Origin of the sequence: Mesorhizobium sp. Cs1321R2N1 (assembly GCF_037179725.1) — a bacterium.
Lineage (GTDB): Bacteria > Pseudomonadota > Alphaproteobacteria > Rhizobiales > Rhizobiaceae > Mesorhizobium > Mesorhizobium salmacidum.
In genome coordinates this window covers 1-22101 of the sequence record NZ_JAPYKP010000071.1, presented here as the reverse complement: position 1 = coordinate 22101, position 22101 = coordinate 1, and the positions used below count along the sequence as shown (strand labels likewise).

The 22101-nt window shown below is 58.5% G+C and carries 16 protein-coding genes and 3 pseudogenes; 10 read left to right on the top strand and 9 right to left on the bottom strand.

All coding sequences use genetic code 11. The annotated features are described in order from the left end of the window. Positions 1-149 precede the first annotated feature (149 nt). Together O7A61_RS18555 and O7A61_RS18550 are read right to left on the bottom strand one after the other, a co-directional pair. Positions 150-314: pseudogene (locus tag O7A61_RS18555) on the bottom strand (DNA repair exonuclease); the annotation flags it as partial. An 82-nt stretch (positions 315-396) separates the two neighbouring features. Further along, a complete protein-coding gene (locus O7A61_RS18550; RefSeq protein WP_337131044.1) occupies positions 397-5898 on the bottom strand; it encodes a DUF3320 domain-containing protein in 5502 nt (1833 codons plus the stop codon). 1002 nt (positions 5899-6900) lie between these two features. Between O7A61_RS18550 and O7A61_RS18540 the strand changes: the two genes are divergently transcribed. The 7 genes from O7A61_RS18540 (at position 6901) to O7A61_RS18510 (ending at position 14498) form a co-directional block, all read left to right on the top strand. Further along, positions 6901-7677: a DeoR/GlpR family DNA-binding transcription regulator gene (locus O7A61_RS18540; protein WP_337131043.1), complete on the top strand. Its 777-nt coding sequence runs from the start codon at positions 6901-6903 to the stop codon at positions 7675-7677. A gap of 220 nt (positions 7678-7897) precedes the next feature. Then, on the top strand, positions 7898-9454 hold the full coding sequence (locus O7A61_RS18535; RefSeq protein WP_337131042.1) for an ABC transporter substrate-binding protein: 1557 nt from the start codon (positions 7898-7900) through the stop codon (positions 9452-9454). A 5-nt stretch (positions 9455-9459) separates the two neighbouring features. Continuing rightward, positions 9460-10485, top strand: a complete 1026-nt coding sequence (locus tag O7A61_RS18530) for an ABC transporter ATP-binding protein (protein WP_337131041.1) — start codon at positions 9460-9462, stop codon at positions 10483-10485. Continuing rightward, positions 10482-11444 carry an ABC transporter ATP-binding protein gene (locus tag O7A61_RS18525; RefSeq protein ID WP_337131040.1) on the top strand — a complete coding sequence of 321 codons (963 nt, stop codon included), beginning with the start codon at positions 10482-10484 and terminating at the stop codon, positions 11442-11444. The genes O7A61_RS18530 and O7A61_RS18525 overlap by 4 nt, the downstream gene beginning before the upstream one ends. Next, positions 11441-12385: an ABC transporter permease gene (locus tag O7A61_RS18520; protein ID WP_337131048.1), complete on the top strand. Its 945-nt coding sequence runs from the start codon at positions 11441-11443 to the stop codon at positions 12383-12385. The genes O7A61_RS18525 and O7A61_RS18520 overlap by 4 nt, the downstream gene beginning before the upstream one ends. A 1-nt stretch (position 12386) precedes the next feature. After that, positions 12387-13241 (top strand): ABC transporter permease, encoded by an 855-nt coding sequence (locus tag O7A61_RS18515; RefSeq protein WP_442921018.1) that lies wholly within the window; start codon positions 12387-12389, stop codon positions 13239-13241. 9 nt (positions 13242-13250) lie between these two features. Next, positions 13251-14498, top strand: a complete 1248-nt coding sequence (locus O7A61_RS18510) for an alkaline phosphatase family protein (RefSeq protein WP_337131039.1) — start codon at positions 13251-13253, stop codon at positions 14496-14498. A gap of 222 nt (positions 14499-14720) precedes the next feature. Here O7A61_RS18510 and O7A61_RS18505 read toward each other — a convergent pair whose 3' ends face one another. The 3 genes from O7A61_RS18505 to O7A61_RS18500 form a co-directional block, all read right to left on the bottom strand. Continuing rightward, positions 14721-15164 carry a hypothetical protein gene (locus tag O7A61_RS18505; RefSeq protein WP_337131038.1) on the bottom strand — a complete coding sequence of 148 codons (444 nt, stop codon included), beginning with the start codon at positions 15162-15164 and terminating at the stop codon, positions 14721-14723. 180 nt (positions 15165-15344) lie between these two features. After that, positions 15345-15599, bottom strand: coding sequence for an HNH endonuclease (locus tag O7A61_RS32635; protein ID WP_442921088.1), 255 nt, complete (start codon positions 15597-15599; stop codon positions 15345-15347). A 170-nt stretch (positions 15600-15769) separates the two neighbouring features. Further along, a complete protein-coding gene (locus tag O7A61_RS18500; RefSeq protein WP_337131037.1) occupies positions 15770-16741 on the bottom strand; it encodes a hypothetical protein in 972 nt (323 codons plus the stop codon). A 742-nt stretch (positions 16742-17483) separates the two neighbouring features. On the opposite strand from O7A61_RS18500, the gene O7A61_RS18495 reads away from it, so the two are divergent. Both O7A61_RS18495 and O7A61_RS32630 read left to right on the top strand, forming a co-directional pair. Next, the gene (locus tag O7A61_RS18495) at positions 17484-18401 is read left to right on the top strand and encodes a Kiwa anti-phage protein KwaB-like domain-containing protein (protein ID WP_337131036.1); all 918 of its coding nucleotides are present in this window, start codon (positions 17484-17486) and stop codon (positions 18399-18401) included. Between the two features lie 326 nt (positions 18402-18727). Further along, a pseudogene (locus O7A61_RS32630) lies at positions 18728-19526 on the top strand (DEAD/DEAH box helicase family protein); the annotation flags it as partial. A gap of 102 nt (positions 19527-19628) precedes the next feature. Here O7A61_RS32630 and O7A61_RS18480 read toward each other — a convergent pair. From O7A61_RS18480 to O7A61_RS18465, 4 genes are all read right to left on the bottom strand, one after another. Then, a complete protein-coding gene (locus tag O7A61_RS18480) occupies positions 19629-19838 on the bottom strand; it encodes a hypothetical protein (RefSeq protein ID WP_337131033.1) in 210 nt (69 codons plus the stop codon). Between the two features lie 351 nt (positions 19839-20189). Further along, a complete protein-coding gene (locus O7A61_RS18475; protein ID WP_337131032.1) occupies positions 20190-20417 on the bottom strand; it encodes a hypothetical protein in 228 nt (75 codons plus the stop codon). Positions 20418-20425: 8 nt separating this feature from the next. Beyond that, the gene (locus O7A61_RS18470; protein WP_337131031.1) at positions 20426-20671 is read right to left on the bottom strand and encodes a hypothetical protein; all 246 of its coding nucleotides are present in this window, start codon (positions 20669-20671) and stop codon (positions 20426-20428) included. A gap of 34 nt (positions 20672-20705) precedes the next feature. Continuing rightward, on the bottom strand, positions 20706-21455 hold the full coding sequence (locus tag O7A61_RS18465; RefSeq protein ID WP_337131030.1) for a Crp/Fnr family transcriptional regulator: 750 nt from the start codon (positions 21453-21455) through the stop codon (positions 20706-20708). 399 nt (positions 21456-21854) lie between these two features. On the opposite strand from O7A61_RS18465, the pseudogene O7A61_RS18460 reads away from it, so the two are divergent. Further along, positions 21855-21975 (top strand): annotated as a pseudogene (locus O7A61_RS18460) (IS5/IS1182 family transposase); the annotation flags it as partial. Between the last annotated feature and the right edge of the window lie 126 nt (positions 21976-22101).

Here is a 22101-nt window from a genome sequence, read left to right as displayed (position 1 = left end):
CCAGGATGCGGGCAATGAGGACATGATGGAACATCACGGCGTATTCTCCTGATTGGTGGCTCGGGTGATCAGACTTCCGAACCCATGGCTCCAGCGACGATTTCTCCAGCCGCACGACTGACCGGGCCGGCGAGAAAAGGCCTGACGTGGACCAGCGCATCCACGCGTTCCTCGAGACACAAATCCACTATGGAAACGAAGGCTTGGCGGCTGGCATCACCCACGAGCTCCGCGAGCTCGAGATTTCGCAGCGCAAGCGAACGCAGCGGTGAATCCAGATGGATGTCGGCGGTGTGAACAAATCGAAACGCCATTCAGCCTCCAACCAAGGACAGACCTCGTCCCAGGTTCGTCAGATCTAGCGAGGGCAGCCGCCCCCGCATTGACGGTGATGTCTCACTGACCGTATGCGCCGTCGATCAGCAATCCGTCTTGGTTTCGCAACAATCCGTTCGCGACGGCACCGGCAACCGCCGTCGAAATCAATTGCCTCAATTGAGCGCTTGTGGCTTTGAAGCCCAACATCCTCGAAACGCTCGTTGCGATTTCGTCCTCCGTCGCGCCGAGATTGGATCTCACCACCTCGATTGCTCCTTCAGCAACTTCCTCCGACGAGATCATTTCAGGCTTGCGCAATCCAGAGGACATCACACCACTACGGTCTCGCAGCCGGATAGAGGCGCCGGGCTTGAAGCAAAAGTCTCCTCGCCGTGCCACTGCTCCCCGAGATTCGGCGACAACAAGGCCGCGCTCGATTGCGTCCTGGATTCTGCCGCCGGCCCGCTGCAGGCCCCACGCATCCCGGATTCGTGAGACCACCTCGTCGAGATGGATCGGAGTCTCCGCAGCCACGACTTGCTCGACCATCCCCGCCAGCAGACCGGTGGGCGTCTCGTGTAGTTCAAACTGTCCGTGCGGTCTCTGTACCCTGGCTTCCGCGTAGGCTCGGTCTGGCGCCGCGGCTCCGTTCGTGGTTTCCAAGCCGATTTCTGTGATGTTACCTCTGTCTACCGTCACGACCTGTACTGCAGCGGCACGGCTTCTCTGATTTCCCAACTCCGCACGTTCGGCGAGTTCTCTCGTTGCGGCCTCGATCGCTGACACCGTCCGCTCAAGCTGTTCACGCGGACGCTGGAACCAATCAGCACTCCAAATGCGATGAATGATCCAGCCATGGTCTTCGAGCACAGCCTGGCGCAGCCGATCCCGATCCCTGGCGGAGCGTGAAGAATGATATTCAGCACCGTCGCATTCGATGCCCAGCAGATACCGCCCTGGCCGCTCCGGATCAGCGACGGCCAGATCGATGAAGAAGCCTGCGATGCCTACCTGTGCATGGACCTGAAAGCCTCGCTCAATCAATGCATTGGCTACCTGTTCTTCAAAGATTGAATCCATCTCCCGGGTCGTCGTCTGCGCGAGCGAGATGCGTCCAGTCCTCGCGTAGTGCAAAAAGAGCTTGAAGGCGAAGACCCCCTTCCCCTTTCCGCGCTCAAGGTCGATGTCCTCATCTGTTATCGACGCGTACACCTCACAGGCACGCTTAGCCCGGCTTATGAGGACGTTGAGGCGACGCTCGCCGCCTTCCGAACCAAGTGGGCCGAAGCGCATGGCCATGTAGCCCTGGGCGTTCTTGGCATATCCCACCGAGATCATGATCACGTCCCGCTCGTCGCCTTGAACGTTCTCCAGGTTCTTGACGAAAAACGGCTCACTCGGATGGGCGTGGAAGAAGTCTTCCGTATCGGGATTCAGCCGTCGTAAGGCTTCGAGCTCATCTTGGATGGCACGACGCTGGCTAACAGAAAAAGTCGCAACGCCCAGAGTCTCTTGCGGATTCGACTTCGCGTGACGGATGATCGCTTCCGCTACGGCCCGCGCCTCGATCGGGTTCGTTCCGGTACCACCTGAATCGAACACCCCCTCAGGCACATGATGGAACCGCAGCCCCATGCCGGCCTCCTGGGTATAAGGGCTCGGCACGATGAACAGCCGGTTCTCGTAAAACTGGCTGTTCGACACGGCGATTAGCGATTGATGTCGGCTGCGGTAGTGCCAGCGAAGCATGCGCTGCGGCAAGCCACGGGCCGTGAAAAGCCCGAGGATACTCTCGATGTCAGCGACCTGCGCACCTTCTCCCTCGTCATCTTCAGATTGCGAGCCTGTCATCTTCGCAAAGAACGTCGTCGGCGGCAGTTGGCGTTCATCGCCCACGACGACCACCTGGTTCGCCCTGGCAATTGCGCCGAGTGCGTCGACCGGCTGAATCTGAGACGCTTCGTCCATAACCAGGAGGTCGAACGACATACGACCGGGCGACAAGAACTGCGCCACCGAAAGTGGGCTCATCATGAACACTGGCTTCAGCGCTTGGACAGCAGGCCCTGCCCTCAGCATCAACTGCCGGATAGGCATATGGCCTCGTCTGCGCGCCATCTCAGATCGAAGCAAACCGACTGGCCCCGCTCCGCCATCCCTTGAAGGGATCTTGCGATGATGCGCGGTCACGACCTCGATGGCGCTAGCCTTGATCCTTTGTCGGTCCAAATCTGCAAAGTCGCGAACAGCTCTGGAATGGAGCTCGCCGTCAAACCTCCCGAGCTCTGGCTCCATATTCACCATCGCCGCCAGCATTCTCTCGTAATAGGCCATGTCGAAGACCGATCGCGCCGATGCGGTCGGAACTTGGCCATTGGCCAGGCCGTCTATCAACTGCCCTAGTCCGGCCTTTCGAGCATTGTCCGATCGTTCTTCGTAGGCGACCCATTTCGAGAGCTGTTCCTGATGCCCGACCCAGCCCTCCAATCGAGCAATCAACTCGGCAATCACGATATCCGAGAAATCGCCTACTCCGAAAAGAGACGAAGCATCTGCTTTCAAATCCTCCGCAAGCGCCTTCAATTGCAGCGCTGCTGCCTGCGTCGCCTCTCGAGTAGAACGAGCTGAGTTCGCGATCTCGGCTCTCTCAGGCAAACGGGCGACTAGATGTCGGAGTGTGCTATTGCTTTTCAACCAGAGCTCGGCCTGCGTAAGCGCGGCCCAGTTGGATCCTCGCCCGAGCCATGACGAACCGAATGCGGAAATGCCAAGACCTTGAGCGGCATCGATCTCTTGAGCGAGCTTTTGTAACGCGCCCAGTCGCCGGACGAGCTCCACCCGGTCGGATAACTGACCAGGCACGCTGGCCAGAACGTCTCGAGACGCTTCGTCCGCTTGTGCCACGGAACGCGCCTTCACTTCCATCAGCTTCAGTGAAGCCCTTTCGGCGGAAGCCACATCACCCAGCATGGACGGCGCAAGGTGGCCGAGATCGTTCCAGAAACCCTCGATCAGCGGTCGGCCGATATCGATCACCTTGCGAACTCGTAGCGCCCGCGCCCCCGCTTCGGAGCGTTCTGCCATCCGTCCGGCAATAATTCGAGGTTCCGACCCAAGCCCTCTTAGCGTGCGCATCCATTCCACTAACGCTAAGAGCGGTGCCGAAGATGATCTCTCACCCCGCCAATCTGCTCCGAAGGCGGAACGACCAAAGGCGTCGCCATCACGAACCCTTGCGGCCGCGGCCTGCCCCTTCATCAGCAGGTCTAGGAGACGCACTATCTCTGTCGACGGCGCGTTAGGATCGACCAGAAGGGATCGCACAAGTGCTTTGGCGCGACGGTAGTCGCCGCTCAATGCCTTCAACAGTCCGGTATGAGTGGCGAGGGCCTGCCTTGTCGGCGCTGCGTCCATCTTCCAGGCAGCATCGACAACCCTCCCTTTCAGTTCTGCTTGGATCGCTTCAAGGATCGCGACGCTCTCGGCAAGCTCAGCCGCTTGTTCAAGTCCGGAGTCCCAGACGGTCGCAGCAAACGCTTCGGGGCTTGCGTCGGGTGCAGCCGCAACTCTCTCCCCCGTCACAATTAATCTAACGAGCCCTGCCAGCGTGTCCGGCACAGCCGTCGACCCCAGCTCTTGGTTCAACCTCTCCGCTTCATCCCGCAATCGTGGGAGCAGAACGGTCAGGTGGTGCGCGCGAACAAAGCCGTCTTTCGCAAATTCCGATGGCAGGTTTGCAAGGTCTGTCTCAAGATCTTCAATTGGGGTGTCGATCGCCGTCGCCGCCAAATGCTGCGAAACGTCTTCGAACTTGCGGGCGAAATCCGATCCTGTCCAAAGAAGCGACGAGATCTCTTTAGGCTGGGCATCCCACACCGGCGAGACCAACGCGTCGGCGGGAAGCTCTGGTGCGGACGCGAGAAGTTCTGCGCGATCTTCTATGTCGCCGCTGTCGCTGAGAATTTGCGGGGGCCCGGCTTCTATCCGCGCGGCGATGTCGATCAATTTGGCCTGCACGGCCTTCGCTTGATCTAGCAAAGACCCGATGCGCGGGACGAGCCGCTCGACGGTGGTTGGCAGAACGACATCCAAGCCAACACCTCTCCAGGGATGGTGGATCGGCAATCCAATTTCGTTGATGCGTTGAGAAACCTCGTCAAGCAGCTTCCGGCGTGCCGAAACGCCATCACTCGTCCAATCGGTCGCACCTTCAAGTTCGATATCTACGGGTTTTTGCCCGTTCTGCCTGAGGCGGGTCATCTGGCCGAAAACTTGGTAGGGCGTCAGGGCGGATGCGCCCAACGGGACATGCATCCGGTCGGCATGAGCATTGAGCTTATTGCGCGCCTGCAACAGTTGATCGGGGAGCGCAGACGGGAATTGTCCTTGAGGCGATCCGAGCTGCCAAGTACGACGCAGCTCCTCCAGCATCATGCGCTTGTTCGCCTTGTTGCTATGGAGCTCCAGGCAGGCATCCCCTACCCCGGCATTGTCGAGGCGACGCTTCACGACCTCCAGCGCGGCCATTTTTTCGGCCACGAAAAGCACGGTCTTACCGTCCGCAACGGCTGACGCGATAACGTTTGCAATCGTCTGCGATTTTCCTGTCCCGGGCGGACCTTGGATCACAAGGTCGCGACCCTTCCTGACATCATGGATCGCGAGCGTCTGGGAACTGTCGCTGTCGACGATATGCAACATCTCCGCAGGCGCAATGTGCGGATCAATCGCGATATCGTCAGACATCAGCGGTTCGCGTGCTTCAAAACCATCCGAAAGGAGCGAGCGGACCTTCGCTTGTTCGATGATCTTGGAACCCTCGGGCCAGATCTCGGGATCAAGATCTCGGTACATCAAGAACTTCGCGAACGAGAAGAAGCCTAGCACCATATCGTCCCGGAGCACCTCCCAACCCTCTTTTGTTGAGACTGCCTCGGCCACGGCATCGAGATACTTTGCGGCGTTGAAGTCATCTCCCGCATCGAAGCTCGGCATCGCGAGCTTGTGCATGCGATCAAGATAGAGCTCGAGGGAGAGGTTTGCGCTCTGATCCTCCGGTCTGCCGCGTAGCCGGAACTTTTCCCCAGCCGTACCTCGCTCGAGACGGACCGGCACCAAAATGAGCGGAGCTTGACGGATGTTTTCCTTGTTATTCGGGTCAATCCACCTCAGCATCCCAAGAGCCAGAAAGAGGATGTTGACGCCCTGCTCCTCTTCTAGCGTTCGCGCATCGTGGTAGAGATCGAGCAGCCTGCGTTGCAAACCGGTTGGGGTCATGCGAGTCTGAAGCTTGGTGTCCGAATGTCGCGAGGACACACCCCTATCGTCCACCTCGTCGTCTTCGGGCTGAGCAAGGGAAATCGGCGAGTAGTCGATCTCGTTATCCGCAGTGGCACTCTCTTGACCGGCCTTTGGCCTATCCGGCTTACCGGCGAGGAAGGTAAAGGCCTTACCTTCATTTACCAGCAACCGATAAATCTCGGATGACCGCTCATCGACGACGTCGATGGTTTTAGCGCTTTTAGAAAAACGCGGAACGTTCAAGAGTCGGTTGCGCGCGGAAAGGTCGAGCAGCTCCATCCTGGCGCGCTCGAGCTTCTCCCTTAGCGGTATATCGCTTTGGAAGACTGACTTTTCGGATTCTGACAATTATGCCCCCTCGCCCAAAGCCGACCTTAGATCCTGCGCAACGGCAGCCGCAACAAAAAAAGCTATCCGCATTTCGATAACACTGTTGGCGCGGACGGGTCCGCAGCATTGTGAAATGGGATACGTCGGTTACTTGATTTGAGCCATGCCTCAACTCTGTGGCGAGAAGGCCGCGCCGCCCTGAGGCGGCGTCGTGCCGCTGAAGCCAGGCAGATCTTGTCACAGCGATCGCGATCTCACCCGCCATTTTCGGAATGCCTCCAGTCGAGCAGGGCCTGGTACAGCGGCTTGAATTTGATAGGCTAGGGTGCCGGGGTAGCCTTCTTCTCAATCATCCTACTGATTACGTTCCCATTTATCGTCGCGGCTGTATTTGCGTTTCCGGGGCTGTTCAATCGCAACCCAAGCGTAGCTCTCATCGTCGTGCTGTTGGCGATGTTTGGTGTGCCACTACTGTCGCAGATGTTCTTCCCAGCAATCGTCTATCATTTTGGAGTTGGTGAGCGCCGTTTCACTCGTTGGAAGGCGCTTTACGGGTTACTCTTCGGAGCCATTATTCTGGGCATAGTCATAAATGTGGCGTCCGGCTACATCGCCAGCCATTTCATCTTCAGTAGGCCAGTATCGGTCAGCGTCCATCCGCTCCGGCGCCTCGTTACCGGGCCTGGACGCCGTGTGGCGCGGGTTGAGCAACGGGTGATCGGCGGAGCTGGTCGGGGTTGAACAGCCGATCGCGCGTTGCAATGAGATTAGCAGCATAAGCCGCGGGCGCGATCTAGCCGAGCGCCGAATGTGGGCGCGGTCAGCTCAGTCTGCGGCCCGGGCGGCATGCTTTGCCGAATGACGCTACCTCCATTCAGGCCAACCTGCTCTCCACGATGGCGTTTGCGCTTCGAGCTCGCTAGTTTCGCGCAAATACCGTGAGAGGGAAGAATGTCACTTAGCCACAATCGCCACAAGAAGCTCATCGAAATGATCCAAACGGATGGCGAAGTCCGTATCCGAGATGTGATAGCGCAATTCAACATTTCTGAGGAGACCGCGCGGCGGGATATCAAACAGCTCGAGCAGGACGGCTTGGTCGTGCGCGTCCATGGTGGGGCCGTCGCCACGCAGCAGCCTAAGTTATTGGCCGTCTCGTCGCGCGCGATTTCTCAGCGTGCGGAAAAGAACGCTATTGCCGAGATAGCGCTCGGTCTTCTCAAGCCCGGGCAGAACCTCTTCTTGGGGGGCGGCAGCACGGTGCTGGCATTGGCTCGTCGCATCTCGGCTTTGCCGGAGATGCGCATCGTCACCAACATGGTCGATATAGCGATCGCAGCTGCCGACGGCCGTCGGCATCGCGTGGTCATGCTAGGCGGTGAATTCAATCCCGACTTCCGGACCGTGACAGGATTTCTTGGTCTGCGCACGCTTCGCGAACAGCAGATCGATGTTGCTTTCATCGGGGTCAACGCTGTGCATCCCACTCTAGGCGTCTTCGATCATCAACAGGTCGGGCAGGATCTCGCCGCGACACTTTGCGAACAGACGCGGAAAATCATCGTTCTCGCCGATCACACCAAATTCGGCTGGTCGGTGCGTTACCGCATCCTGCCCCATTCAGCGATTTCCTCGATCATCACCGACCGGAAGCCGGCACTGGACGTGCTGAAGCAGATCGAAGCCGCTGGTGCCCAAGTCCTATATCCGCAGCAAAAGCCGTCGTAACCCGGCATAAATGACCTTGACCCTGCTGCGGCATGCTCGCAGGAATGCGGTCGTTTCACGACAGTTTGTGAAATGCCTTTGCGCCTCCATTACAAACCCACCACAATCCGTCTTAAAGCCACACAAAACCTTCACATAACTGCGCTATGTCTCTGCCCGTCTCGGGAAGAAGCGGAGTTCGGCCGGCTTGCCGTCCCGACAACAGGAGAAGGTTTTTGATATGCAAACGACACGTCGCACATTTCTAGGCATGACGGCCCTTGCGGCTGGCGCGATGGCGTTGCCGCGCATGGCCGCAGGCGGCCAGCGACCGAGCCTCAAGATCGCCGTCCAGGATCTGCGCACCATTCTGGAACCTGTGGATAGCGCTTCCATCGCCAACGTTTCCTGGCGAGTGCAGTACAGCATTTTCGACCAGCTTCTGCGGACAGATTACAACGACAACTTCCGTCTGAATTTCGCACTCGCAAAATCCTTGAAGCAGATCGACGTGAAAACGTATGAGATCGGTTTGCGCGATAATGTGAAGTTTCATGACGGCTCCACAATGAGCGCGGATGATGTTGTCTTGTCGCTCGGGCCGGATCGGCTGCGCGGCGAAAAGGCACCAGGTGCGGCCGTGCTTGCCAATTTCCTTTCCTCACTTGCCGATGTGCAGAAGGTCGATGACCGCACTGTCCGTCTGTTGACCACGACAGAGGACCCGGTTTTCACCAACCGGCTTGGAGCATGGGGCACTCAAATCATCAGTGCCAAGGCATGGCATGCTGCAAAGAATTACGATGCATGGGCTGCAAAGCCGATCGGCACTGGTCCCTACAAGATTGGCGACGTGCGTAGCGGCGACGAGATCACGCTGGTCGCGCACGATGAGTATTGGGGCGGCCAACCGCCGTTTGCGTCGATCCGTTTCAAGCGGGTGCCGGAGATCGCCGCACGTATCGCTGGGCTGCAGGCGGGCGATTACGATATCGTCACCGACATCACCCCGGACCACATTGCGGAGATCGAAGGCGTCAAGGGCCTTTCGGTCACCGGCGTCGAAACCACATGGTTCCGCTTCCTCACATTCTCGCCACTCAAGACGCCCATTTTGAAGGACGTCAACCTGCGTCGCGCGCTTGCCTGCGCGATTGATCGAGATGCACTGGCAGACGGCCTTTGGAATGGCCGGGCGAAGGCGCTCAATGGCTGGCAGTTGCCGATTTTCGGCGCCATCAATTATCCCGGGCGCAAGGGCGTGTCTTACGATCCGGCGCTGGTGAAGGAACTCCTCGCCAAGTCGTCGTACAAAGGCGAGGAAATCCCCTACCCTTCCGTCGGCACATACTATCCGATGCAGCTTGCCGATAATCAGGCACTGGTCGAAATGTGGAAAGCCGCTGGGCTCAACGTCAAGCTGATCATGTGCGAGAACTGGACGCAGGTCGACAATCTCGGCGGCATCACGGATACGTCGGGGGGTGCCTTCTACGCCGATCCCGTCTCCATGCTTTGGCAGATTATCGGCCCGACCAATGACCTGCAGGCGGGCGGCGGCTGGACCAATGCCGAATTCAACACGCTCGGCCATGAGCTTGAAACGACGACCGATCTCGCCAAGCGCAAGGCGGCCTTCAAACGGATGCAGGACATTGTCGAGATTGAGGACCCCTGCATCACACCACTGCACTCCATGCCCTTTATCTATGGGCAGAAGTCGAATGTCAGTTGGCAGCCGAACCCATTGCCGCAAATGTATCTTGGCCCGAAGATATCGCCTGAGCCGGTGGCCTGAGCTCTATGCTGAACAAGTCTTACAAGAACAGCGCGAGCCTCGCGCTGTTGCCGGCTCATGGCGTTCCGCCCTCCTGTGCCAACCCTGCAATTAAGATTGTTGACCTGACGGTCGCTTTCGGGGGTGTGCCTGTCCTACACGGTGTCGATCTCATTGTAGGCAAAGGCGAGGCCGTTGGTATCGTCGGCGAATCCGGCTGCGGCAAGTCCGTGACCTGGCGGGCGGTGCTGGATCTATTGCCACGATCCGCCGATGTTTCGGGCGAAGCGTGGCTTGGCGACCTCGATTTGGTTGGCGCCCGGTCATCAGTTTTGGATCGCGTGCGTGGCGGGCGTATTGCCATGATCTTCCAGGATCCGGCCGGCGCCCTGAATCCGGTGCATCGCATAGGCGCGCAAATTGCTGAAGCACTTCGCCTGCATCGCGGCTTGACCGGTCCCGCCGCTCGGGCTGAGACTCGTCGACTGCTCGACCAAGTCGGCATCGCGGATGCTGCAAATAGGGTCAATGCCTATCCGCACGAGTTGTCGGGCGGCCAAAACCAACGCGTAATGATCGCCATTGCGCTTGCCGGCCGGCCCGAACTGCTGGTTGCCGACGAGCCGACGACTGCGCTCGATGCCACTGTGCAGGCGCAGATCCTGTTGCTGCTCAAGAAGATCCAGCAAGACACCGGCATGGCCTTGGTGATGATAAGCCACGATCTAGCGGCAGTAGCGGCCATCTGTGATCGGGTTTGCGTCATGTATGCCGGACGGATCGTCGAAGCCGGATCGACACTCACGCTTTTGACAGCGCCGGAGCACCCCTACACGCGCGACCTGATCGGAGCCATTCCGCCATCGTGTGGACCGCGCATACGGTTGACCGCAATAGCGGGCGCGCCACCGCAGCGACACCTGCCGCCTGGATGTGCCTACTCACCGCGATGTAGGGACGCCGTCGCTGCATGCGCCGTAGCCCGACCGCAAGCGCGGCAGGTTTCTGCCGGGCATTCCGTGCACTGCCTGAAGGCTGCAGCCGAGCGATGACCTTGCTGCGTCTCGAAAGCGTTTCCCGCCGCTTCCCGGTCGGCTCGTCGATTCTCGGACCGCGGAAATATCTCGCTGCGGTCGATGGCGTGTCGCTGAACGTCGAGGCGGGGCAAACGACCGGCATTGTTGGCGAATCTGGTTGCGGCAAATCCACCACCGGCCGGATCGCGCTCGGCTTGGATTCGCCGGACAGCGGCCGGGTGCTGTTTCAAGATTCTTTGCTGCCGCGGATCGGCAGCAAAGAGTGGCGCTCACAGCGGCGGCAGATGCAACTGGTCTTTCAGGACACGCTGGGGGCGCTCGACCGCCGCATGACGGTTGATGCCCTCATCGCCGAGCCGCTGGAGATTCACGGAGTTGGCGATGCCGCAAGCCGGCGGCAGCGGGTAAAAGAGCTGCTCCAAGCAGTGGGACTTGGCGAAGACCACCACATGCTCTACCCGCATCAGCTTTCCGGCGGACAGCGCCAGCGCGTCGTGCTGGCGCGTGCGCTAGCACCAAAACCGTCGCTTCTGGTTTGCGACGAACCGGTCTCGGCGCTCGACGTCTCTGTACAGGCACAAATCGTCAACCTGCTGGTGGATCGTCAGCAGGAGCTTGGGCTCGGCATATTGTTTATCAGCCATGACTTGCGGATCGTGCGTCACGTCAGCGATCGCATTGCGGTGATGTATCTGGGCCGCGTCGTCGAGCAGGGGCGCGCCGACGTCATCATCGACCACCCCGCACATCCCTATACGCAGGCGCTCGTGTCGGCCATGCCAAGGCTGCCGGGCGGCTTCGACCAATATGTGCCGCTCTCGGGCGAGCCGCCGAGCGCCACCGATCGGCCTTCCGGGTGTCCGTTCAATTCACGCTGCCCACTAGCGCACGACATATGCCGACAAAGCCTGCCCGAACTCCTGCCACTGGATTCAAAACGGGAGGTCGCCTGCCATCGTGTGAGGGATCGATGACCGCGACAATCATTCGTTTTGTTGGCCCGAAAGTCTTGCGTGCCGCACTTTCGATCCTTGTTGTGGTGACCCTTACCTTCGTGGTGTTACGCGCGTCTGGAGATCCAGCCTTGCAAATTCTCGGTCCCAGCGCTCGTGCCGCCGACCTCGAAGCCTTTCGCCGGCATTGGGATCTCGATCAACCGCTTTCGGTGCAATATTGGCGCTACATCCAGGCGGCGTTTCATGGCGACTTCGGCAATTCCATGCTGGGCGGAAAGCCAGCCCTGGATATTGTGCTCGAGCGCGTGCCGTTGACATTGGCGCTGATGATCCCGTCGCTGATACTCACAATGCTGATCGGGATTCCCGTCGGCGCCTATGCCGCCATGCATCGCGACAGCTGGGTCGATCGATCGGTTATGATGCTGACCGTTCTCGGCTTCACTGTACCGAGCTTCGTGCTTGGGCTGCTCCTGATCCTGATCTTTTCGGTCACACTCGGCCTGTTCCCGTCAGGCGGCGCAGACCGGGCTGCCGGTTTTGTCCTGCCGGTTCTGACGCTCGGCATTGGCGGGGCGGCCATTATCGCGCGTTTCACGCGCAGTGCCATGATCGAGGTTCTGTCACAGCTATACGTCGTCGCGGCCAGCGCCAAGGGCGTGACCTGGCGGCAGGTGGTTCGCCATCATGCTCTCCCGAACGCGATCATTCCTGTGCTGACGCTGTTCGGCCTGATGCTAGGGGGACAAGTTGCAGGCGCGGTCCTGGTGGAGAATGTATTCGGCTGGCCCGGCATCGGCCAGTTGCTGGTGGTCTCGGTTGCCAACCGAGACCTCGCCGTGGTTCAGGTCATCCTTCTGCTTGTGACACTAACCATGACATCGGCCAACCTCCTGATGGACCTGCTCTATGGCGTAGTTGATCCGCGCTTGCGGGCATCGTCCGCTGGATCGCATTGAGATGCCGGTCATGATGCCTAGGCTTCAGACGACTTCCTGGATGGACTTGCCGACACGCGTCGCAGCGGGCTGGGTTCTGCTCATGGTCGTGGCCGCACTCGTAGCAGCGCACATTGCCCCCTACGACATTACTGCGATCGACCTGCGCCATCGTCTGGCGCCGCCTGTGGGGTTCGGCGGGACGATGCTGCATATCCTTGGAACTGACGATCTCGGCCGTGACGTTGGCTCGCGTCTTATCTACTCGATCCGCACCAGCTTGCTGGTCACCTTCGGCGCGACCGCGATCAGCGTGTTCGTCGGCACGGCGATCGGCTTCACCGCCGCTTATTTTCGCCGGCTGGTCGAGCACGTTCTGCTCCTGATGATCGACGTCCAGGCTTCGTTACCATTTCTCATCGTGGCGCTGGCCATGCTCGCCTTTTTGGGCAATTCGCTGACGCTGTTTGTCGCCCTGATGGGGCTGTACGGCTGGGAGCGGAATGCGCGGCTTGCCCGGGGACTCGCGATGGCCGCCGGTGCGCAGGGCTATGCGAGTGCAACCCGCCAGCTCGGCGCCCACCCATTGCGCGTCTATGTTCGGCACATCCTGCCCAACAGTGCGGCAACGCTTCTGGTCGCGGCAACAGTGACATTTCCTGAAATCGTTCTCGTCGAAAGCGGGTTGTCCTTTCTCGGCCTTGGCGTCCAGCCGCCAATGAGCAGCCTGGGCGTCATGGTCGCCGCCGGCCGCGAGTATATCACCCGCGCCCCCTGGATGCTGCTCGCTCCCAGTCTCGTCATCGTGTTGACCGCCGTGGCAGTAAGCGTCCTCGGCGACTGGTTGCGCGATCAACTCGACCCGACCCTAAAATGACGGACCTTCATGCAAAGAAAGCTGATCTCCATACTCGTCGACGGCGTCAGCGCCGACACTTTCGAAGCCCATGCGCACCGCCTCCCGAACATGAGCCGTCTCGCGGCTTCTGGCCTGCGCGTTCGCCGGCTTAAATCGGCCGTGCCGGCCACCTCTGTCCCCGGCCGCGCAACCATGTTGACAGGCGTTGGACCCGAAGTGCACGGCGTCTATGGCAATCATATCTTCCGCGGTGACATCTTCATGGCGCCGCTAGCTGAGGATTTGCGGGCGCCGACTCTTGCCACCCATGCCAAGGCCGCCGGCCTGGATGTCGCGGCGATCGGCCATGCGTTGATCGCTTTGGACGATACTTCCATCTATGTCCCGCCCTGGTGGTTGCGTAGTTTCGTGACCGGTCATCGCTTCGGAAAGATGACCACTCCCGAAGCATTGGCGGCCTCGCGCGCAATCCACGATCCCGAAGATCGGCTCGCGCGCGCCGGCCTGACCGAAATGGATTGGTTCCGAGAGTCAGTTGATGACGGCGCGCCGCACCTGCTGGCCGGCCTCGCACTCGATCAGTTTCTCAATCGCGCCGTCGTGGCTCTGCTCGGCTCCGACCGGCCGCCGGATCTCGTGCTGACGGAGATCGAGATGCCGGATGCATTCCAGCATTCTCTCGGGTACGACACGCCTACTGCGATCTGGTCGATGCAGTTCGCCGATATGCTGCTGGGTAACGTCTTGGCAGTTCTCGAGCGGAACGGACGGCTCGGCGACTATGTGATCGCGATCGCCAGCGACCACGGTCACGGTCCGGTCGATACGGCGATTTTTCCAGAGGCCATTATCCCTGACATGCACTGGATGACCGAAGGCGCCAGCCTCTACGTCTCCCTCAAAACGCCCGGCGATGTTGACAGAGCCACTGAGCGACTGTCGCCCTACGGCGTCGAACTCTGGAACGATCTGCATCTACCGGAGCCACTCCGCGGGGCTGTGGCGATGTTCGTCGCGCCGCCTCGGCATTCCTTCGAGGAGCGAGCGAGGCATGCGTCCGCCCCGCTCTCTGCGACGGGCAGGCCGCGCGCCATCTCAACCCACGGTTTTCGGCCGGGCAGCCGTGAGGACGACCGAATGTTCATCCTGTCCGGCATCGGCGTTGCCCAGCGGACCGTCGACGAGGCAAATGCGGACCAGTTTGCGCCGACGCTTGCGCGCGTTCTCGGCTTGCCCCAGGCGCCGTATGCCGGGCGCTCGCTGATAGAGGATTAGAGCTCTCTATGATTTCAGAAACTATGGTCAGCCCTATCGCTACCTTCTCTTTACTGGCACACCGACCTCTACGAGGGAATGTGGGCGAGATATCCCCTGCCCTCACTTGGGCCTGTGTCGGGCGTGGAGGGCAGACCAGTCGAGCGCGCCCTTGTAGGTTGGCGCGTACATAGCTGCCACCCTGCACAGTAGAGATCAGGATAATCCTGGACCTTCGAGGGCTTAGTCGTCCTCATCCTTGGCGGGGGACAGGTCGAGCGAACTCATCAGCGGGGCGCTGTTGGCAATCGCGTTCCGGGTGGTTTGCTCGGCGGCCTCGAACATCTTGAAGAGCGCGTCGTCAGAGGTCGGCGCGTAGTCCTCCTGAATGGAATTCCTGAGTCCTGTCTCTTCCCGGAAGGCGGCAATTGCCGCTTGCAGCCGCCTAAGTTCGCTCTCCTTGTTGACGCGGCCAGCGGTTGAAAAGACCTCCCCGATAGCCCACTCGACGTTTTCCAGCGCCAACTCCAGATTTACGATGCGTCGCCGAAGCTTCCTCCGCGCACTCGCCCTCGGATTCTTTGGGTGGGCCGTGAACGTAGACGGAGGTAGGTCGGCTTCGTCGAGTTCTCGCTCCGCTTTGAACTCGGCGAGCAGCGCTTCCAAATCCAAATCGTCAGTCGCCATGGTCTCTCCTTGGTGCTTCAGGGTTCCGAATTTGGCGGCACAATTAGCCCAACTCGTTTGATTTGTAACGATCCATGTCGCGGTCCCCCGCATAGGCGATCTGGATTTTTTTTCGCGCGTCCCTATGCGGACGCCCCACGAAATCCTCGGCGGCCAGCGTGCGGAATTTTGGTCACGCGCCTATCTGCGGGCCAGTCGAGTAAAATGAGCTCCGTGGTCCCCATAGTTGCAGCGCGAACACTCGGGCTGAAGGTTCTCGATGCTATTCGTCCCACCCCGCGCCAACGGTATGATGTGGCCCTTTGTAAATGGTAGGCGCTGGGCGTTTGGACGCTCCACCTGATCCCACGTGCGGCTGCATTTCGGGCAAGCACCATAGGTTGCTGCCTTGGCAAGCCACTCCGCTTTCGTGTGAGTACCCTGTGCGCTCTTCACTCTAGCGCGATATCGAGCGGCTGCCTCGCGGTGACAATGAGCACAGTTTCCACGAGGTCGCCGCTCGAAGGAACCGCATTTTGGGCAGGCGTCAATGTCTTTGGACGTCAAGCTATTCCTCGCAAGTCGGGTGGCTGTTAAGGGCGTTATTTGTAACGCTTAGGTCTTGTTCAAAGGCCGCTGAAGAGCGGTGTGCCCTTTTTCGTGCCGTAGGTCACAACGCCTATCTCGAGGCTTTCCAAGATTTCTTTCAAAGCGGGAGGAAGGTCCTTCGGGACGACCATCATTTTCCTGAACCCCCTCTTCAGCAACCTTTCGTATACGATCAGTTGGCCGATTGCCTTGAGGTAATCAGATGAGCCCGCTGCCGTTTTAATCTCAAAAAGCCTCGGTACAGGCTCGTCGTAGGTGAACAAGTCCGGCCCCAAGGAACTTACCCGTTCGTTAGCGACCTTTACACCTTTGGCCTCCAAGGCCTGTTTTAACGCATGCCAAATTCGGGCATGAGTGCGGTCCTTCCATTTCGCGCCTTGGGGGCCAACGAGATATGGGCCAAGCGCTTCCTCAAATATCTTGGCTTGAGATGCAATCTCGACAGCCGACTGAGACTGAGCGCCGGTACTGATGCGGACCAATCGGCATGCGTCCGCAAATATTTTGGTAGAACCGACAATCGATTGCTCATTCGCATCAAGGCATGCCACTTTGTAATACTGTCGAACTTTCCCATTTGAAAAATGAACATCGACCGATGGCAAACCGTGCACTTGGACATGATCGCCTAGGTGGACGGGCATCCCTTCGATGTTTATTTCACCTGCGTGCAGAACCCACAATCGCCTCGCGCCATCATGTGCCACAAGGCCCTGGAAACGGCCCGGAAATTCTCCATCCGGCGGGTTTATTTCGACGAGAAGGTTTCTGCCCTTCCCGCTCCCGAGCCGATCACCGATCCCGTTCCAGTACCTAAAGCCTTTAGCTCTTTCCCGTCCTCCAACGCGTAGCCAGATTCCGGAGGACTCAACCCAAATCAGCCCGGAGAACCCGTGATTCAGACTGCCCAGCATAACAAAGGCCTTCTGCCACCTCTTCATCGCTGACCTGATGGTCGTTCGCGATTTAACAGCCTTGAATTCCGCCATTTTCACCCCCCAGTACGGCAATACCAGTTGTAGACATGTCTTGGCTGAGCGTCCACTGTGCCCATTCAATGCCTAGACTTCAAACGCGCCATGAGGTTCCCGGAGACGCCCATCTCGTCTACGATCCTGAACATAGAGCTAACTCATTTTTTACTGGAGGCATGTATGCCGAGAGCTACCGCGGGCGAAGGGCTTGGCTTCGTCCGATTTGTTTTAGTTTGGTCGAGCTTAAGTCCGGTTTTTCTCCTGTGGGCGGTGCGGGGAGTGACTCCAATCTCTGACAGGCTGTGGATCCCCACATGCGTCTTCCTTTTCATACTGCCGACTGCAATTCTCTGTCTGGTTTTTCGAAGAGCGCGTGCAAACCAGAATGAGAAAACAATTGTTGTGGAGTCAGCGCGTGATCAGCGGGAGCACCTCCTGACGTATCTTTTTGCGATGCTCATCCCGCTATTCCAAGCCACTCTCACTGCTGTGCGTGATATTGCTGCCATATCAATTGCGTTCCTCTTTGTCATGTTTTTGTTTTGGCATATGCGCCTTCACTACATGAATCTGATTTTTGCACTCTGTGGATATCGCATATTTACTGTTGAAGCTCGGGGCGGTACTACATCCAAGGATCGAGAGGGTGAGCGACTCGTCACGTATGCAGTGATCTCTCGAAGGCATTATTTGGTGAACGGGGAGCCGCTAACCGGATACCGACTCGGGGGCAACGTACTTGTTGATAGGGCAGACGATGATTGAAGCCGAATTTAACCCCATGGCGATAGTTGCGGTAAACTTTGGAGTTACGTTGCGCAGCAATGGCAACATGCACTTTGTTCCGACCGACGCAGCAACGAAAGACACGCTGCGGACGATTTTACGAGATACGATTGATTCGTTCGAGGCAGTTCAGACGGGCTGGGAAGCTTACGATATTTCGGAAGATTATGGAGCGAAAAGGCGAATTTACGCTGAGCGAAAAAACGAGTTCATGGGTGATTTGTCAGCGATATTTGATGCTGGGGCTCTCGACGATCTTGCTAACGTCCAAGACCATATTCAGGACATGGACTACTACTTCGCTGAGTTCACAGATGATCAGGGCCGCCGTGCGATAGGGATAAAGAAGGCTACGCGCTTGAAGGGTACCATAAAGGCACGTAACCGCTTGGTACGCCTTGTAGACGACACACTCACTATGATCCAGGAGAACGTTCTTCGCCTCGACCAGGAGTTCGACGTCATCGTCACGGATGCGCACGTCTATATTTTGAACGTCGGCCCAATGGAGCAGGTGGCGAAGATTGTAGCAAACGTTGCTGCAACTGCCGCCGCAAAGGTCCAGGCTATCCACGACGCGATCACCTTTCTCGATTTATCGAGGATTGTGGAGCAAATTGGGAGCCATCCAAGAGTGGCACGTCATGCGGCCTCAGTGGCTGGGAATGCTAATCTGGCGGCATTCCAGCGTGCACCAATTGAAGCGCTCGCAGCTCAGCATGGTTTTAAGTTCAAAGAGCTTGAAAATGGTCGTCTTCAATGCAGGGTACAAGACCATGCCAAACTGATTGAGCTTCTCGACGCTCGTCGATACCACCTTGATCTCACTGGCGATGGTGGCGATCCCTATCGTGCATCCGGCCGTCAGAAGGTTTCCGCGGCAGAATAGAAGCGCGAACACATAGAAGCGCGAACACGATGCGTGAAGGCTCGGCCAGATGGACCGTCCTCGCCGATTTTGCCAATTTGCCATGCGAGCGGTCAGACGCGGTTCTCTGGTACGTAAGACAGACCAGATGTTGACAATCGGCAAGACGGTTGAGCTTCTCGGTTGCCGGCCAATAGACCTGCGAGATCAAAAGCAAGAGTCCACAGGCTCGCAGTCGTGTGCGAAATTCTGGATTTCGAGCCTCGGTGAATCATAGCGCTCGCGCGGCGAATCGCGAAGCTGATTTTCGCAGGATAGAACCGCAGCTCGGGGGGCAGTGGGGGAACATGACGAACGAAGCCGACACGTGCCGAAAGTTTGTCGTGCCCAAGCTGCAATCCGCCGGTTGGGATCACGAGCCTCATTCCATCGCCGAGCAGCGGACCGTCACAGATGGCCGCGTCATCCCCGTAGGCGAAGGCTTTGTACGCAATCCGCCGAAGCGCGTTGACTACCTGCTTCGCTTTACGAGGGATTTCCCGCTTGCTGTGGTCGAGGCGAAGGCCGGTTACAAATCTGCGAGCACCGCGGTTCAGCAGGCCCGCGACTATGCGGACATCCTCGGCCTCAAATACGCCTATGCCACTAACGGCAGCGATACGCCATGGTGAGAAGCAGGCGCTTCTTTCCGGCAAGGATGGCTTCAACCGTCCGGTTGATGGCGATCTGCTGGTAGTATTATTGAGATCGACGTATTTCAAGGGGACGGAAACGCGCATCGCCGATTTCCCCACGCCTGATGATCTTTGGCGGCGCTATCAGGCGGCAGCGGGATCGAAACAGTCGAGCGCGTGAACCACCTCATCGCCCCTTACAACACGGTGGGTGGTAAGCTGCCGAGATACTGTCTATCAGGCTCTTGCCGAGGACGAGCGTCGTGCCGGGCTTTTCCGTGACTTCCGCCGGACTTTTTCGATCTCATCATCGTCGATGAATGCCCACCGAGGAAGCGCACGAGACGACAGCTCATGGCGCGTCATCCTTGAACATTTCGAGCCCAGCTACCAGCGGGGCATGACGGCCATGCCGCTACGCGAAGAAAATCGCGACACCTATCTCTATTTCGGCAATCCGATCTACGAGTACGACTGGGTACACTCCCACCCGCAAGTCAGAAGCCCGTCCAACAGGTGACGGGCTTTTTGCTCTGTTTCGACAAGGCAGATGCGCTACGGCACAAGATGCACTTCACCGCCCCAGAGGTAGTTTGGAAACCGCCGCCAGTTCTTCCTCGTCTCTGATTCCGGCCTGATAGTTTGCGATTACGCGGGAGGCGAGCGCTTCATGTCCCTCTGGCGATTGGCCCTCAGCTTTCAACTTCTCGAACACGCGACCTAGCAGAGCGACGTCGGAGGAATCGAAGACGCCAGCTTCTTTGGCTCTTTGATAAATTAGCATGTGCCCTCCCTCAATCGAATGCCTGAGAAATTAGTCTGACTTTGAGATTCGACGCAAAGCAAAAACGGATCGGTGCCCTACACCCCTGACTGATGGCGTAGGAGACGCTTGACAGCAGCCGCCAAGCGGAATTTGCCGGTGCCGCCCAAAAGCATTTCGGAACCAAAACAACCTCCTCATTGCAGATGCTGGCGCTTGGAAGGGAGGTATGTAATGGAAACTCCAAGGAATTTACGCGGCGATCGCGCCGGCAAGCATGGACTGTGCGGAGAAGTTCTAAACCCAACTGTTCGCACGGGAGCCTGATGATCGCCCCATGATCGCTCGAAGGACGCGCAGCCGAGCTTGCGATCAAGGTACAGCTGCGTCGAACTCAATCGCAAATCCGGCATCAATCGCGCTTCGCGCAGCGAAGTTGCCGAGCTCCCAATCCGTCAGTTCGCAAAGTGGAAAAGCTCGTCTGGTTGCCTGAATCACCTCTGCTATCGAGATGCACGGCCTGCCGATGTCCTCAATCAGCTGGCGGATGATCGCTTGGCGAACGTCCGAAGAAGCAGCCTTCTGGGCGAACGCAAGCATCCGGCCACCTAAGAATGGAGCTGGGGTGCTACGCTGTCGGCCGTCGTTTTATCGAAAGCCACAGCCACGCCGTGAACGATGGATGCTGCCGCCAACATTTCCTCTAATTGGCGGTCAGAGGTCTTACAGGTCGGCATGAGTGTTCGGATGGCGCGGATTGCTTGTGCAATCGAGAGGAAGCGAGCTTTGCCTCTGGAAAGAACATAGGCCTCGGCGGCTCTTTCAACCGTGATGGAATGAAAAGAGTTGGTCATCAAGAACACCTCCCTGAACCCAGACCAATATGATCTAGCGCCAAGATCTGACAGCCTTCAAGGGCATGTCCGATTCCGACAGTCGGCTGTTGGTGATGTCGAAGTGACGCTGCTCCTCGTCGCCATACGCGCCGTGCGTGAGTGTTATCATTCCGGTGCGGTCGACAATCGTGATCTCGCCGCGCTTGGCGTGGACCAGCCCTCGATATTCAAGCATCTGGAGAGCCGTGGTGACGCCGGGGCGTCGGGAACCAAGCATAGTGGCCATGAATTCGTGCGTCAGGTTGATTTTGTCTCCTTCGATGAGGTCGTCGACCATGAGCAACCAGCGGGCCAGCCGTTCCTCAATTGTCGATTGGCTGTTGACCAGCGCCGTTCGCGACGACTGGATCAGGAATTCGTGAGCGTAGCGAAGCAGTGACGGCTGAAGGGTCTGGCTCCCGGCAATCGCAATGCGAAGCGGTTCAACCGGCAGGGACCAGCCTTTGCTGGCGACCTGGATATAGGTTTCATTGGGAGACCTGTCCTGGCCGAGGACGACCGCAATGCCCGTCATGCCGTCATAGCCGATCAGGCCGACTTCGCTTTGCCGCCCTCCGGTCATGGCGGCGACCACCGATGCGATACCGGTCTCGGGGAAATAGACGTGCTCGATCGGCTGATATGCGATCTCTAGCCGGGCTTTGATGGCCAGTTCGACGTGATGCATCGATGGCCGTAAAAGCGCGAAATCCTCAGGCGTGAGGGTATTCAAAACATGGTTGCGAAAAGTGGATTGAGCCATGGCTCCTCTCCCTATCGGGCAAGAGCACGTATCTCTCACTGTCGGCAGCATCCGGATAAATCGGCGGCCGATGTCTGAGCCTACGCCCCCTATGCGGGTTTAGCAAATGGCCGCGCACGGCCGGTTAAGCATGGATTAACCACGACACACAGGCTAACGGATCGTGAATGAACGAACCGGATTGGCGGCGGTTAAGCTCGTGCTTTCCAAAGAGGGCCACGTTTTGTTCGCGACCGCCTTTGCTTTGCTGATCTCATTCTCGGTCAGCGTTGCCCTCATTCATGGGCCGCGCCGAACACCGCGCAAGCCATATCCACCGACCTGCAGAAGTCCATCGACGGATGGGAATTGCGTCAAACAAAATCCGACGCGCTCCCGCAACGCGACAGATGATTGCCTCGCGTTCATCCGCTTCGGTCGATCCGAGCGATTGTGACCGAGGCACTTTCGGCGTTGTAGCTGGACTTCGCGGTTGTATTCGCCGATCGGGCGGCCGTCGATTCCGCCGGAGAAATTGCTGATCGTGTCCCAGGGAGTGGTGTAGCTGACGGTTTGGTCGCCGCGCTCTCCGGCAAGGGGCCGGGATGATCAGCGTGCCACAGCTGGCAGGCTGATGAGGGGATCATCGCTCATTTGGCTGATGGTT

Bases quoted from the DNA above. Each gene is read 5' to 3' on its own strand.
- O7A61_RS18495 (WP_337131036.1), top strand. From the start codon at position 17,484: ATGATTGAAGCCGAATTTAACCCCATGGCGATAGTTGCGGTAAACTTT.
- O7A61_RS18505 (WP_337131038.1), bottom strand. From the start codon at position 15,164: ATGGCGACTGACGATTTGGATTTGGAAGCGCTGCTCGCCGAGTTCAAA.
- O7A61_RS18480 (WP_337131033.1), bottom strand. From the start codon at position 19,838: ATGCTAATTTATCAAAGAGCCAAAGAAGCTGGCGTCTTCGATTCCTCC.
- O7A61_RS18550 (WP_337131044.1), bottom strand. From the start codon at position 5,898: ATGGAGCTGCTCGACCTTTCCGCGCGCAACCGACTCTTGAACGTTCCG.
- O7A61_RS18520 (WP_337131048.1), top strand. From the start codon at position 11,441: ATGACCGCGACAATCATTCGTTTTGTTGGCCCGAAAGTCTTGCGTGCC.
- O7A61_RS18525 (WP_337131040.1), top strand. From the start codon at position 10,482: ATGACCTTGCTGCGTCTCGAAAGCGTTTCCCGCCGCTTCCCGGTCGGC.
- O7A61_RS18475 (WP_337131032.1), bottom strand. From the start codon at position 20,417: ATGCTTGCGTTCGCCCAGAAGGCTGCTTCTTCGGACGTTCGCCAAGCG.
- O7A61_RS18470 (WP_337131031.1), bottom strand. From the start codon at position 20,671: ATGACCAACTCTTTTCATTCCATCACGGTTGAAAGAGCCGCCGAGGCC.
- O7A61_RS18530 (WP_337131041.1), top strand. From the start codon at position 9,460: ATGCTGAACAAGTCTTACAAGAACAGCGCGAGCCTCGCGCTGTTGCCG.
- O7A61_RS18500 (WP_337131037.1), bottom strand. From the start codon at position 16,741: ATGGCGGAATTCAAGGCTGTTAAATCGCGAACGACCATCAGGTCAGCG.
- O7A61_RS18510 (WP_337131039.1), top strand. From the start codon at position 13,251: ATGCAAAGAAAGCTGATCTCCATACTCGTCGACGGCGTCAGCGCCGAC.
- O7A61_RS18540 (WP_337131043.1), top strand. From the start codon at position 6,901: ATGTCACTTAGCCACAATCGCCACAAGAAGCTCATCGAAATGATCCAA.
- O7A61_RS18465 (WP_337131030.1), bottom strand. From the start codon at position 21,455: ATGGCTCAATCCACTTTTCGCAACCATGTTTTGAATACCCTCACGCCT.
- O7A61_RS18535 (WP_337131042.1), top strand. From the start codon at position 7,898: ATGCAAACGACACGTCGCACATTTCTAGGCATGACGGCCCTTGCGGCT.
- O7A61_RS18515 (WP_442921018.1), top strand. From the start codon at position 12,387: ATGCCGGTCATGATGCCTAGGCTTCAGACGACTTCCTGGATGGACTTG.